The sequence below is a fragment of the Micromonospora sp. KC213 genome, assembly GCF_004348325.1.
Lineage (GTDB): Bacteria > Actinomycetota > Actinomycetes > Mycobacteriales > Micromonosporaceae > Micromonospora.
In genome coordinates this window covers 16,409-29,995 of the sequence record NZ_SMKF01000011.1, presented here as the reverse complement: position 1 = coordinate 29,995, position 13,587 = coordinate 16,409, and the positions used below count along the sequence as shown (strand labels likewise).

The 13,587-nt window shown below is 73.3% G+C and carries 12 protein-coding genes; 2 read left to right on the top strand and 10 right to left on the bottom strand.

Translation table 11 applies throughout. The annotated features are described in order from the left end of the window. Window positions 1-68: 68 nt before the first annotated feature. From pdxS to pgsA, 5 genes are all read right to left on the bottom strand, one after another. Window positions 69-986: a pyridoxal 5'-phosphate synthase lyase subunit PdxS gene (pdxS, locus tag E1166_RS04880; protein WP_132261889.1), complete on the bottom strand. Its 918-nt coding sequence runs from the start codon at window positions 984-986 to the stop codon at window positions 69-71. Window positions 987-1,169: 183 nt separating this feature from the next. Continuing rightward, entirely contained in the window at window positions 1,170-1,676 is a 507-nt protein-coding gene (locus tag E1166_RS04875; protein ID WP_132336143.1) for a hypothetical protein, read from the bottom strand. Further along, window positions 1,673-2,842: a glycosyltransferase family 4 protein gene (locus E1166_RS04870; RefSeq protein ID WP_132336141.1), complete on the bottom strand. Its 1,170-nt coding sequence runs from the start codon at window positions 2,840-2,842 to the stop codon at window positions 1,673-1,675. Before E1166_RS04870 ends, E1166_RS04875 begins: the two co-directional genes overlap by 4 nt. Window positions 2,843-2,845: 3 nt before the next feature. Next, a complete protein-coding gene (locus E1166_RS04865) occupies window positions 2,846-3,793 on the bottom strand; it encodes a phosphatidylinositol mannoside acyltransferase (protein WP_132336139.1) in 948 nt (315 codons plus the stop codon). Further along, window positions 3,790-4,410: a phosphatidylinositol phosphate synthase gene (pgsA, locus tag E1166_RS04860; RefSeq protein WP_132261897.1), complete on the bottom strand. Its 621-nt coding sequence runs from the start codon at window positions 4,408-4,410 to the stop codon at window positions 3,790-3,792. Before pgsA ends, E1166_RS04865 begins: the two co-directional genes overlap by 4 nt. Window positions 4,411-4,661: 251 nt before the next feature. Here pgsA and E1166_RS04855 point away from each other — a divergent pair, with 251 nt between their 5' ends. Continuing rightward, entirely contained in the window at window positions 4,662-6,824 is a 2,163-nt protein-coding gene (locus tag E1166_RS04855) for an elongation factor G-like protein EF-G2 (protein WP_132336137.1), read from the top strand. Window positions 6,825-6,870: 46 nt separating this feature from the next. Here the strand turns inward: E1166_RS04855 and E1166_RS04850 are convergent, their stop codons facing one another. The 4 genes from E1166_RS04850 to thrS form a co-directional block, all read right to left on the bottom strand. Next, a complete protein-coding gene (locus tag E1166_RS04850; RefSeq protein ID WP_132336135.1) occupies window positions 6,871-7,929 on the bottom strand; it encodes an aldo/keto reductase in 1,059 nt (352 codons plus the stop codon). 172 nt (window positions 7,930-8,101) lie between these two features. After that, the gene (locus E1166_RS04845; RefSeq protein ID WP_132336133.1) at window positions 8,102-8,734 is read right to left on the bottom strand and encodes a hypothetical protein; all 633 of its coding nucleotides are present in this window, start codon (window positions 8,732-8,734) and stop codon (window positions 8,102-8,104) included. 62 nt (window positions 8,735-8,796) lie between these two features. Further along, complete coding sequence (locus E1166_RS04840) at window positions 8,797-9,270, bottom strand: HIT domain-containing protein (RefSeq protein WP_132336213.1); 474 nt, start codon at window positions 9,268-9,270, stop codon at window positions 8,797-8,799. Window positions 9,271-9,575: 305 nt separating this feature from the next. Then, complete coding sequence (thrS, locus tag E1166_RS04835) at window positions 9,576-11,585, bottom strand: threonine--tRNA ligase (RefSeq protein ID WP_132336131.1); 2,010 nt, start codon at window positions 11,583-11,585, stop codon at window positions 9,576-9,578. Window positions 11,586-11,781: 196 nt separating this feature from the next. Between thrS and E1166_RS04830 the strand changes: the two genes are divergently transcribed. After that, window positions 11,782-12,627 carry a DUF1775 domain-containing protein gene (locus E1166_RS04830; protein WP_165944236.1) on the top strand — a complete coding sequence of 282 codons (846 nt, stop codon included), beginning with the start codon at window positions 11,782-11,784 and terminating at the stop codon, window positions 12,625-12,627. A gap of 2 nt (window positions 12,628-12,629) precedes the next feature. Here the strand turns inward: E1166_RS04830 and E1166_RS04825 are convergent, their stop codons facing one another. Next, window positions 12,630-13,550, bottom strand: coding sequence for an ADP-ribosylglycohydrolase family protein (locus E1166_RS04825; RefSeq protein WP_132336127.1), 921 nt, complete (start codon window positions 13,548-13,550; stop codon window positions 12,630-12,632). Between the last annotated feature and the right edge of the window lie 37 nt (window positions 13,551-13,587).

Genomic DNA, 13,587 nt, shown 5'->3' with positions numbered 1-13,587 from the left:
TTCTCGTGTCGTCCCCGCCACCGGCGCGGGCGGCGGGCGCGGGGCGCGCCGATGACGCGCCCCCGTGATCACCAGCCGCGCTCGGCGAGCCGGTGCGGCTGCGGGATCTCGTCGACGTTGATACCGACCATGGCCTCGCCCAGGCCCCGGGAAACCTTGGCCAGCACGTCCGGGTCGTCGTGGAAGGTGGTGGCCTTGACGATCGCGGCGGCGCGCTGGGCCGGGTTGCCGGACTTGAAGATGCCGGAGCCGACGAAGACGCCCTCGGCACCGAGCTGCATCATCATCGCCGCGTCGGCCGGGGTGGCGATCCCGCCGGCGGTGAACAGCACCACCGGCAGCTTGCCGGTCTCGGCGACCTCCTTGACCAGCTCGTACGGCGCCTGAAGCTCCTTGGCGGCGACGAACAGCTCGTCGGCGGGCAGCGACTGCAGCCGGCGGATCTCCTGCCGGATGCGGCGCATGTGGGTGGTGGCGTTGGAGACGTCACCGGTGCCGGCCTCACCCTTGGAGCGGATCATGGCGGCACCCTCGGTGATCCGGCGCAGCGCCTCGCCCAGGTTGGTCGCCCCGCAGACGAAGGGGACGGTGAACGCCCACTTGTCGATGTGGTTGGCGTAGTCCGCCGGGGTCAGCACCTCGGACTCGTCGATGTAGTCGACGCCGAGCGACTGGAGGATCTGCGCCTCGACGAAGTGACCGATCCGCACCTTGGCCATGACCGGGATGGAGACGGCCTCGATGATGCCGTCGATCATGTCGGGGTCGCTCATCCGGGAGACGCCGCCCTGAGCGCGGATGTCGGCGGGTACGCGCTCCAGCGCCATCACGGCGACGGCGCCGGCATCCTCAGCGATCTTGGCCTGCTCGGCGGTGACCACGTCCATGATCACGCCGCCCTTGAGCATCTCGGCCATGCCGCGCTTGACGCGCGCGGTGCCGACGACCGGAGAGGCGTTGCTGTTCGGGGAGGTGGTTTCGGACACGGTTCATCGCTCCTCGGACGTGCTCGGGGGTGGCTAGCACTTGATGTTACGCCGGGGTCAACGCCGGCCCGACAGCCAATCAGCCCCACGGTGGCCTGCACTGTGGCCCTCATCACCGGAGGTCGTGCAGGCCAATCCGCCCGCCGAAACAGCCACCGGAGACGACCGGACGCAGCGGGCACGTCAAGCCGCGGATGTCTCGCCAGGGACGATGAGGGTGGGATCGTCGACGTCGAAGTAGCGGGGCCACTGCTGCCCACGCCCCATCCGCAACAACCGCACCAACGGTCTGCTGCGGGCCGCCCGGGCGTCGCGCACCAGGTCCGTGTGCACCTGCCGGGCCAGGGCCAGCCGCCGGCTCGCGGCGATCACCGCCTCGCAGGCCGGGTCGGTGGGATCGAGCTCCACCGCGCGCAACTGCCGGGTGAGGTCGTTCTCGGCGGCCTCCCGCTCCTCCGGGGCGGCGTCCAGGGCGATCCGCGCCGCCGCGTACAACTCCACGCCGTAGCGCTGCTCCGCCAGCACCGCCGCGGCGGCCGCGCGGCGCAGCAGGTGGGCGTCGAGCGCGCGGGCCGCCGACTCCGCCCGGATGTGCAGCCGCTGCACCCGGCCGGCCGTCCAGGCCAGGTACGCGGCGACCAGCGCCACCAGGACCGCGGTGCCGAGCACCCACCACGCCGTCGAGCTCACCCCGGGCCACCCAGTCCGGCCCACTCCTGGTCCATGACCCGACCGTCGGTGGCCTCGATCGCGGCGGCGTACACCTCCAGGACCCGGCGGGCGACCACCGGCCAGTCGTAGTGGGCTACCACCTGGTCACCGCAGGCGGTCAACGCCGCCCGCTGGTCGGCGTCGTCGAGCAGCTCCACCAGGGCGTCCCGCAGCGCCGCCGCGTCCCCGGTGGGGAAGAGCCGGCCGGCCCGCCCCCCGTCCAGCACCCGGCGGAACGCGTCGAGGTCGCTCGCGACCACGGTGGTGCCCGCCGCCAGGGCCTCGGTGAGGATCATCCCAAAGGACTCCCCGCCGGTGTTCGGCGCGACGTAGAGGTGCAGGCTGCGCAGCATCCGGGCCTTGTCCGCCTCCGGCACCATGCCGAGGAAGGTGACCCGGTCGCGCAGCTCGGCCGGGAACCGGTCGAACAGGTCGTCGGGGTCGCCCGGGCCGGCCACCAGCAGACGCAAGCCGGGCCGGTACGGTGCCAGCGCGACGAACGCGTCCCGCAGGATCGGGAAACCCTTGCGGGCCTCGGTGAACCGGCCGAGAAAACCGATCGTGCCGCCGCTGCCCGGCGCGCACTCCCCCGGCCACCCCGGCAGCGGCTCCACCCCGGCGAACTTGGTCACGGCCACCCCGTTGGGGATCTCCACCGCGCCGCCGTCCATGTGCTCGACCTGCACCTTGCGGGCCAGCGCGCTGACCGCGATCCGGGCGGTGATCCGCTCCAACACGATCTGCAGGACACCCTGCGCGGCGGCCAGCACCCGGGAGCGGGTCATCGCGGTGTGGAAGGTGGCCACCACCGGTCCCCGGGCGGAGAGCACAGCGAGCATCGACAGGCTCAGCGTCAGTGGTTCGTGCACGTGCAGCACGTCGAAGTCACCCCGGGTGATCCACCGGCGTACCCGGGCGGTGGAGACCGGACCGAAGGCGATCCGGGCCACCGAACCGTTGTACGGCAGTGGTACCGCCCGCCCCGCCGGCACCACGTACGGCGGCAGCCGGGAGTCCTCGTCGGCCGGCGCGAGCACACTCACCTCGTGGCCGAGCCCGATCAGTGCCTCGGCGAGATCCATGACGTGGTTCTGCACCCCGCCGGGGACGTCGAAGGAGTACGGGCACACGATGCCGATCCGCACGCGTCAACGCCTCTCAGACCTGTCCGGTGGCCGGGCCGGCCGCGACGTGTCGCCGCCCGTGCCCCGCTGGTCCAGCCACATCCGCTGCAACATGTGCCAGTCTTCCGGATGCCGGGCGATGCCAGCCGCCAGACTCTCGGCAATCCGCTGGGTCAGCACCCGAACCCGCTCGTCCAACGGCGCGGCATCCGGGTCGGGCAGCGGCAGCGGACCCTCGAGCGAGGCGCACGCGGCATCCGGCTCGTACCACATCGAGGCGACGTAGAGCGGGGCGCCGGTGCGGATGGCCAGCAGCGCCGGACCCGCCGGGATCCGGGTGCGCCCGCCGAAGAAGTCGACCTCGATGCCCCGGGCCGAGAGGTCCCGGTCGGCCAGCAACGGCACCACCGTGCCGGCGCGCAGCCGGTCCACCAGCACGTCGAAGGCGGGGCGCGGGCCGCCGCTGGTGGGCAGGATCTCCATGCCCAGACCCTGCCGGAAGGCGAGGAACCGCTCGTAGAGGCCCTCGGGGCGCAGCCGCTCGGCGACAGTGGCGATCGGCCAGCCGGTGGCGGCCACCCAGGCGCCGGCGGCGTCCCAGTTGCCGGCGTGCGGCAGCGCCACCACCGCGCCCCGCCCGCTGGCGACGTCGTCGGCGAGCATCTCGGTGCCCTTCGGGTCCAGCCGGAACCCGGCGAGAATCTCCGCGCGGCTCAGCGCGGGCAGCCGGAACGCCTCCATCCAGTACCGGGCGTACGAGCGCAGGCCCCGCCGGACCAGGTCGTCCAGTTCGACCTCGGGCAGCTCCGGGCCGACCACCCGACGCAGGTTGGCGCGCAGTCGGGCGGTACCCCCGCCGCCGGCGCGGTGGGCGCGGTCGGCGCCCGCCCGGAAGGCCGCGGCCACCACGGACCGGGGCAGCGCGCGGACCAGGCGCCACCCGGCCACGTAGCCGAGCTCGGTGAGGTTCACTCCTGGCCGACCCGCTGAACCTGCCGGTACACGTGGACCATCCGCTGCCCGACCGTGAAGATCGAGACTGCGGCGAGCAGCCAGAGCGCGACCTCCAGGGCCGGGCCGACGCCCAAGCCGGTGAGCAGACCGCCCACCCCGACGATGAGCAGCCGTTCGGTGCGTTCGGCGACACCCACGTCGCAGGTCAGCCCGAGCCCCTCGGCGCGGGCCTTGACGTAGGAGACCAGGCCGCCGGCGGCCAGGCAGAGCAGCGCGGCGGCCACCCCCGAGTGGTCGCCCTCGGTGGCCAGCCAGTACGCGACCGCGCCGAACACGGCGCTGTCGGCGATGCGGTCCATGGACGAGTCGAGGAACGCGCCGAACCGGGTGGAGCCGCCGCTCATCCGGGCCATCGTCCCGTCGAGCAGGTCGGTGAGCGCGAAAACGGTGACAATCAAGGCACCGGCGACCAGCTTCCCGCGAGCGCCGAAGCCGAGCGCACCGACGAGCACGCCGACGGTGCCGGTCACCGTGACCACGTTGGGGGACACGCCCGCGCGGAGCAGGCCGCGCGCGACCGGCTCCACGACTCGGGTCATCCCCGCGCGGGCCGTCACTTGGAAGATCTTCGCCATGGCGATCCCACGATAACGGCCGGCAGCAGGGTGCGATACGCCCGGTCGTCCGACCCGCGCGCCGCGGGCTTGTGCCCGGTCGGCAACGGGTGTGAGATCGGTGTGGAAGGGTGACCCAGTTCACCGACCGCACGGCTCAGACCCGCCGGCCAGCAGAGCACCGGAGGATATCGCCGCGGCACCCGCCCCGGGCCCGCTTTCCCGTCGTGCGCGGCGGTCGCCACCAACCACCGTGAGGGAGGTGCGCCGCGATGGCGCAGAAGAACCAGGAGAAGGGTGTCACCGGCGGCGTGCCGGTGGTGATTGAGCCCGGCAGGGTTCGCAACGTGGTGCTCGTGGGGCACTCCGGGGCGGGCAAGACCACACTGGTCGAGGCGCTGCTGGCGGCCAGCGGGACGATCGGCCGCGCCGGCACGGTCACCGACGGCACGACCGTCTGCGACCACGACCCGGCGGCGGTACGCCAGCAACGCTCGGTGAGCCTGGCCTGCGCTCCGCTGGTCCACTCCGGCGTGAAGGTGAACCTCCTGGACACCCCCGGTTACGCCGACTTCGTCGGCGAGCTGCGCGCCGGCCTGCGCGCCGCCGACGCCGCGCTCTTCGTGGTCTCCGCCGTCGACGGCATGGACCTGGCCACCGCCGCCCTGTGGGAGGAGTGCGCGGCGGTCGACATGCCGCGTGCCGTGGCGGTCTCCCGGCTGGACCACCCGCGCGCCGACTTCGACGAGGCGGTGGCGCTGTGTCAACGGGTCTTCGGCGACAACGTGCTGCCGCTCTACCTGCCGATGCTGGGCGACGACGGCGAGTCGGTGGCCGGTCTGATGGGGCTGGTCACCCGGCGGGTCTTCGACTACTCCGGGGGTCTGCCCGCCGCCGTACGGGACCCGGACCCGGAGCACCTGCCGGCCATTGTGGAGGCCCGCAACGAGCTGATCGAGGGGATCATCGCCGAGAGCGAGGACGAGACCCTGATGGACCGCTACCTGGGCGGCGAGGAGATCGACACCGAGGTGCTGATCACCGACCTGGAGAAGGCGGTCGCCCGAGGCCACTTCTACCCGGTGGTGCCGGTCTGCGCCCCGACCGGCGTCGGCCTCGACGTGCTGCTCGACGGCCTGGTCGCCGCCTTCCCGTCACCGTTGGAGCACGACCTGCCGCCGGTCACCGGGGTCGACGGGTCCCCCCGCCCGCCGCTGGCCTGCGACCCGGACGGCCCGCTGGTCGCCGAGGTGGTCAAGACCACCGTCGACCGGCACGTCGGCCGGGTCTCCCTGGTCCGGGTCTTCTCCGGCACGCTCCGCCCCGAGCAGGTGGTGCACGTCTCCGGGCACGGCATGGCCGAACGGGGGCACCCCGACCACGACGCCGACGAGCGGGTCGCGCACGTCTACAGCCCGCTGGGGGCGACGCTGCGCGAGGTGCCGGCTGGCGTCGCCGGCGACATCTGCGCGATCACCAAGTCGGGCAGCGCGGAGACCGGCGACACCATCTCCGCCAAGGACGAGCCGCTGCTGATCGCACCCTGGGACATGCCCGAGCCGCTGCTGCCGGTGGCCGTCGTGGCCCGCAGTCGGGCCGACGAGGACGCCCTGGCCCGCAACCTGGGCCGGCTGGTGGCCGGTGACCCGACCCTGCGCCTGGAACGCAACCCGGAAACCAACCAGCTGGTGCTGTGGTGCATGGGCGAGGCGCACGCCGACGTGGTGCTGGACCGGCTGCGTGCCGGCGGGGTGGAGCTGGACACCGAGCCGGTACGGGTGGCGCTGCGGGAGACCTTCGCCGTCGCCGCCACCGGCCACGGCCGACACGTCAAGCAGTCCGGCGGGCACGGCCAGTACGCCGTCTGCGACATCGAGGTGCAGCCGCTGCCGCGCGGCGCCGGCTTCGAGTTCGTCGACCGGGTGGTTGGCGGGGCCGTCCCGCACCAGTACGTCCCGTCGGTGGAGAAAGGCGTGCGCGCCCAGATGGAGCGGGGTTTGGTCGCCGGTCACCCGATGGTGGACCTGCGGGTGACCCTCGTCGACGGCAAGGCGCACAGCGTCGACTCCTCCGACGCGGCTTTCCAGACCGCGGGCGCGCTGGCGCTGCGCGACGCCGCGGAGAAGGGCCAGCCGACGCTTCTGGAGCCGGTGGACGAGGTCGTGGTCCGGGTGCCCGACGGCTCGGTCGGCGCGGTGCTGGGCGACCTGTCCGGCCGGCGTGGCCGGGTGCTCGGCACCGAAACCGACCCGGACGCCGAGGGCCGCACCCTGGTCCGCGCCGAGGTGCCCGCCACCGAACTGCTCCGCTACGCCATCGAGCTGCGCTCGATCACCTCCGGCACCGGCACCTTCCGTCGGGCCTTCGTCCGGTACGAACCCATGCCCGTCCACCTGGCCGAGCAGGCCCGCGGGGAACACGCCACCCGTACCTGACCGGTGCCCGGCCCACGCCGGGGCGGCGACGACCCGACGCGGCGACTCAGGGGCGGGCGGCGGGAACCGGGGGCATCGGCCAGTACGGGCGGTCGGCGTCGCGCAGCGCAGCCGCGCGCAGCCCCGCGAGCTGCCGCTCCACCTCGGCGAAGTGGTCCGGGGCGAGCGGGCCGAGCCGCAACGCGGCGGCGTTCTCCTCGACCTGGGCGACGGTGCGACAGCCGGGGATCGGCACCGTCCGGCCGCTGCGCGCCCAGAGCCAGCCCAGCGCACCCTGGGCCAGGGTACGGCCGTCGGCGGTGAGCGCGCCGCGTACCGCCCGGACCCGACGCAGCCACTCCGGTGCCGGCCGACCCCCTCGGAACCACTCGAGCCAGGTCGGGGTGAGACCCCGCACGTCGTCGCGGGGCAACCTCGACTCGGTGGTGTACTTGCCGGTCAGCAGCCCCATGCCGAGCGGGCCCCGGTTGACGCTGGCCAGGTCGTGCTTGTCGCAGACCGCCAGCATCGCCGGGGCGTCCCGCAGCACCGAGAGGCTGTGCTGCACGGCACTGGCCCGCGGCGCCGCCTCGGCGAACGCGCCGACCCGGTCGGCCCGGTCGGTGCTCCAGCCGTACGACCGGATCAGCCCGTCGGCCACCAGTTCCTCGCACGTGCCGATGAGCGCCTCGGCCCGAGCCAACCGCAGATCCCCCAGGTGCAGCTGGTACAGGTCGATCCGGTCGGTGTCCAGCCGGCGCAACGAGTCGACCACCGCCCGGCGCAGGTACGTCGGTGAGGCGTCCTCGCCGGTGGCCTGCCGGCTCCGCTCGTCGAAGGTGTACCCCCACTTCGTGGCGATCACCGCCTGGTCGCGCCGACCGGCCAGCGCCCAGCCGAGGATCCGCTCGCCGTGCCCGGCCCCGTACGTGTCGGCCGTGTCGAAGAACGTCACCCCGAGGTCGAGGGCGCGACGGACCGCCCGTACCGACTCCTCGTCGTCGACCCGGCCCCAGCCCAGCGGTCGGGTGCCTTCCGCCCAGGGGCCACCGATCGCCCAGCAGCCCATGCCGAGCGCGCTGACCTCGATGCCGCTGCGGCCCAACATCCGCGTCGCAACTGCCACCGCCGCATCCTGCCACCTTCCGGACTTCCGGGGGCACAAACGTCACGGAGCGTGGAACAGGTCATACGCGACGGTGAGGGAGGCATCGGGTGTCCCGGCGGGGGTTCGACCGGAGCGGGGCCGACCGGGCGGCGTGTGGGCGTACCGGTTGGCGGGCCGCACCGGCTAGGAGTCAGCGCGGGACGGCGTACGCCAGCGGCATCGGGGCCGGCTGTCCCAGCAAGGTGCCGCACAGTGCGGCGTCCTCCCGTACCGCCCCGGCACCGAGCCGGCGGACGACGGCCAGCTCGACGGAGTCGGTGACGATCAGCGTCGGATCGCCGTCCACCACCCGCAACGGCCCCGCCACGACCGGCGGATCCGACCGGTCGGCGCAACTGCTGGTGATCTCCATGCTCGGCGGCCGGTGCTCCCGCACGCCGTCGACCTCGAAGAACTCCTGCGCCTGGACGGCACCGCCGAGGATCGCAGCGGTCAGGACCACCGCGTAGACCGGGTCGCCGCAGGCGTCGTACACCCAGCGCTGGCCGAGCGCGGAGTGGTGCGCGGTGCCGAGCAGCCGGTCGTCGGCGTCAGCCAGCGGCGTACCCCGATAGGTGACCGGCACCTGGTACATCGGCCCGTCACCGACGCGCACCAGCAGCGTCTCGACCCCGACCGCGCCAGCCGGATCGTCGAACCGGTACGACGCCACCCGGGTCACCCCGGCCGCCGACCCGCCGTCGTACCAGTCCTGGTCGGGCAACCAGGAGGCCAGGAGTTCGAGCTTGCTGGGACGCAGTTCGGCTTTGTGCAGGAGGGCCATGCCAAGATCGTAAGAGCTGTCTCCCGCCCGCGCACCCCATCAACCGCCGGCCGAGTCTCGAGTCAGGCCGGCCAGGCCTCGGCGAAGAGGTCGCGGGTGTCGGTGAGAAGCTGCGGCAGCACCTTCGTCCGGCCGATCACCGGCATGAAGTTGGCGTCGCCACCCCAGCGCGGCACCACGTGCTGGTGCAGGTGCGCGGCGATGCCGGCACCGGCCACGCCGCCCTGGTTCATGCCCAGGTTGAACCCGTGCGCGTTACTGACCTTGCGGATCACCCGCATCGCCGTCTGGGTGAACACCGCCAACTCGCCGGTCTCCCCGGCGTCCAGGTCCGTGTAGTCGGCGACGTGCCGGTACGGGCAGACGAGCAGGTGACCCGGGTTGTACGGGTACAGGTTCAGCACCGCGAAGACGTGCCTGCCCCGCGCCACGACCAGGCTCTGCTCGGCGGGCAGGCCCGGGGCGAGACAGAACGGGCAGCCAGCGGGCTTGTCGTAACCGCCTTCGGGGCGGTCCTCACCGGAGATGTAGGTCATCCGGTGCGGCGTCCAGAGCCGTTCCAACCCGTCCGCCAGGCCGGCGTCTCCGCTACTGTTCCCGCCGTCGTCAACGTGCCGCGCCGCCCCAGTCACACGCCGATCCTACGGTCACCGCACCGGGTTCCAGCCATCCGCACCAGCCAGCCAGGTGCCCGGGGTGAGCCGGGCGGCCTCCTGTGTGATCCGTTACGGACGGTCCGGCCCGAGGCCGGCCCCAGGCCGATCACCGGGGACGGACCGAGGATCCGGACTGTCGGGCAGGAGCGATGGACCCGGATCCTCGGGCGGAACGGAGCGGCGGATCAGTTGGCCATGGCGGACGGACCGGAGTTCGCACGCGAGCGGACCACGTCCAGTACGTGCGTGACCGCCTCGGCGACCGGTACCCCGTTGCGTTGCGAGCCGTCGCGGTAGCGGAAGGAGACGGTACCGGCGGCCACGTCGTCGTCACCGGCGATCGCCATGAACGGGATCTTCTGCTGCTGCGCGGTGCGGATCTTCTTCTGCATCCGGTCGTCACCAGCGTCGACCTGGGCCCGGATCCCCTCGGCGCGCAGCGCCGCGACGAAGCCGTGCAGGTAGTCGGTGTGGTCCTCGCGGATCGGGATGCCGACCAGCTGTACCGGCGCCAACCAGGCCGGGAACGCGCCCGCGTAGTGCTCGGTGAGCACCCCGAAGAAGCGTTCGATCGAGCCGAACAACGCCCGGTGGATCATCACCGGCCGCTGCCGGGTGCCGTCGGCAGCCTGGTACTCCAGGCCGAACCGCTCCGGCTGGTTGAAGTCGACCTGAATGGTCGACATCTGCCAGGTCCGGCCGATGGCGTCCTTGGCCTGCACGGAGATCTTCGGGCCGTAGAAGGCCGCACCGCCCGGGTCCGGCACCAACTCCAGGCCAGAGGTCTCGGCGGCGGTGCGCAGCGCCTGCGTCGCCTCCTCCCAGTCAGCGTCGGCGCCGATGAACTTCGGCGAGTCATCGCGGGTGGACAGCTCCAGGTAGAAGTCGTCCAGGCCGTAGTCGCGCAGCAGGTCCAGCACGAAGGTGAGCAGGGTGGTCAGCTCGCCCGGCATCTGCTCCCGGGTGCAGTAGATGTGCGAGTCGTCCATGGTCAGGCCACGCACCCGGGTCAACCCATGCACCACGCCGGACTTCTCGTACCGGTACACCGTGCCGAACTCGAAGAACCGCAGCGGCAGCTCCCGGTACGACCGCCCGCGTCCCTTGAAGATCAGATTGTGGAACGGGCAGTTCATCGGCTTGAGGAAGTACTCCGCGCCCTCCAGCTGCATGGGCGGGAACATGGTGTCGGCGTAGTAGGGCAGGTGACCCGAGGTGTGGAAGAGCTGCCCCTTGGTGATGTGCGGGGTGTTGACGAACTCGTACCCCGCCTCCTCGTGCCGGCGGCGCGAGTAGTTCTCCATCTCCCGGCGGATGATCCCGCCCTTGGGATGGAAGACCGCGAGACCGGAGCCGATCTCGTCGGGGAAACTGAACAGGTCGAGGTCCGCGCCGAGCTTGCGGTGGTCGCGCCGGGCGGCCTCCTCCAGCAGCTTCAGGTACGCCTTGAGTTCGTCGCGGGTCGGCCAGGCGGTGCCGTACACCCGCTGCAACTGCGGGTTGCGCTCGGAGCCCCGCCAGTACGCGGCGGCCGAGCGCATCAGCTTGAAGGCGCCGATCAGGCGGGTGTTCGGCAGGTGCGGCCCCCGGCACAGGTCCGACCAGCAGACCTTGTCCTCGTTCGCGGCGAGGTTGTCGTAGATGGTCAGCTCGCCGCCGCCCACCTCCATCACCTCGGAGGAGTCGAGCCCCTCCCCCTTCACGTCGATCAGTTCCAGCTTGAACGGCTCGGCGGCCAACTCGGCCTTCGCCTCGTCCAGGCTGCCGAAGCGGCGACGACGGAACCGCTGGCCGGATTTGATGATCTCCTGCATCCGCTTCTCGAGCCGGGCCAGGTCGTCGGGCTGGAACGGCTTGTCGACGGCGAAGTCGTAGTAGAAGCCGTTCTCGATCGGCGGGCCGATACCGAGCCGGGCCTCGGGGAACACGTCCTGCACGGCCTGGGCGAGCACGTGCGCGCATGAGTGGCGCAGCACGTTGAGGCCGTCCGGGGTGTCGATGGCGACCGGTTCGACCTCGACGTCCTCGGCCGGCGACCAGTCCAGGTCGCGCAGCTGGCCCTGCGGGTCGCGGACCACCACGATCGCCTTGGGACCGGTGGTGGGCAGCCCGGCCGCGGCCACCGCGTCGGCCGCCGTCGTCCCGGCGGCGACGACGACGGGGTCGGCCACTGCGGGGGTACGAGGTGCGGACACGGTGACTCCTCAACTGCAGGCGGTAAGGGTGTGCCGGTTACCGGCTCCTGCGATGCTATCGGTCGCCCCGGTCCGTGCGGTCGCCGGGAAAGGACGACGACGTCCGGTCCGCGTTGAACCTTTCCGGCCCCGCATCCGAACTACCAGGTGTGGCCGGAGCCGGTACCGGCCTGTTGGACACGGAATGGGGGCACCGATGACGACGACCCGTGGCGGAAACCGTCGACACCGGGCCGGGCTCGTGCTGGCCGCGGCGGTGGCCGGCGTGCTGGGCTGGCCGGCAGCGGCACTGGCGACGGAGGTGACGGCCACACCGACGCAGGCGACGCAGGGCGACGCGGTGACCTGGCACCTGGCGGTGCCGGAGGAACGGCCGGGCGCGCGCACCGAGAAGATCGAACTGAAGCTGCCCGAGGCCACCCCGATCGGCGAGGTCTACCCGTTGTCGGTGGACGGCTGGGCCCCGCTGATCACCTTCCGGGACCTGAACCAGCCGGTGGCCGGCATCCACGCGCCAGGCGTGACCCAGGTGACCGCGGCGGTGACGTGGACCCGGGCCGCGGGACCACCGGTGCCGGGACCGGCCCGGCTCTCGCTGGCCATGGGCCCGCTGCCGCAGGTCGACCGGATGAGCTTCGAGCTGGTGCAGACGTACTCGGACGGCACGGTGGTCCGGTGGGCCGACCCGGTCGGCGGGGCCCACCCGGCCCCGACGCTGGCCCTGGTGCCGCCGGCTCCCGGCGCGGCCGTCGGGCACGCCCACGGCGGCGCGGCGCCGCTGGCCGCGGACGCCGACGGGGGTGGCACGGCCGACGGCCGGCCGGCCGGCTCCGGCGGACCGAGCGCGGACGTGCTGCTCGGCGGTGGCCTGGCGATCGGTCTCGGCGGTGGTGCGCTGATCGGCTGGATGGTGAGCCGGGCCCGGCACCGCGCCGAGCCGGACGACGACGAGCCGCAGGAGGAGCCGTCGACCGGGCATCCCGAGGGCGGGCGGACGGCCGGGGACGTCCGCCCGTTGGCCGAGCCGGTGCCTTCCCGCTGAGGTCAGCGCACCCACTCCGGCAGCGGCTCACGGGCCGCCAGCCAGTGGTCGGGTACCCCGCCGGAGGTGCCCACCCCGGTGTACGCGGCGACCACCGCGCCGGCGATCGCGGCGGTGGTGTCGACGTCTCCGCCCGCCGCCACGCAGGCCCGGATCGCGGCCGGGTAGTCGGACAGGTGGGTGGCGGCCACCCAGAGGGCGAAGGCCACGGTGTCCTGGGCGGTGACCCGCGAGCCGTTGCCGAGCGCCGCCACCGCCTCCGGCAGCGGCCGGCCGAGCAGCGTGGCGGCCCGGCGTACGCCGGCGGTGACCGCACCGGCCGGGTCGAGCGCACCGGCGACGGCGGCCAGCGACCGGGCCGGGTCGGGCAGGTCGCCGCCGAGCCGGGCGCGGGCGGCCAGCGAGGCGGCGACGGCCACCGCGACCGCCCCGGCGACCCCCTCCGGATGGGCGTGGGTGACCTCGGCGCTGGCCCGGGCCTGCGCGGCGGCCCGGGTGGTGGAGTCGGCGAACCAGGCACCCAGGGGCCCCACCCGCATCGCCGCCCCGTTGCCGCAGGAGCCCTGCCCGTCGAAGGCGGAGGCGGCGGCCACCGGCCAGGGGGTGCCGGTCCGGATCAGGCGCAGGATCGCCACCGCCCCCGGCCCGTACCCGCGGTACGGCTCGCACCGCTCGGCGAAGGCGAGGGCCAGCCGGTCCTGGTCGACGCCGCCGTGGGCGGCGAGTTCGGCCAGCACCGAGCAGGCCATCTCGGTGTCGTCCGTCCACTGCCAGGGTGGCGGGGGGAGCCGGTCGGCGGCCAGGTCCGCCGGGTGCCGGCCGGGCACGAAGAACTGGGAGCCGAGGGCGTCGCCCACGGAGAGGCCGGCCAGGCTGTCCCGGGCCAGGGCCAGCCGGGCGTCGGGGAACAGGGTGAACGTCATCGTCGTGCCAGCTTGCCTGGTTTCGGGGTACGCCGCA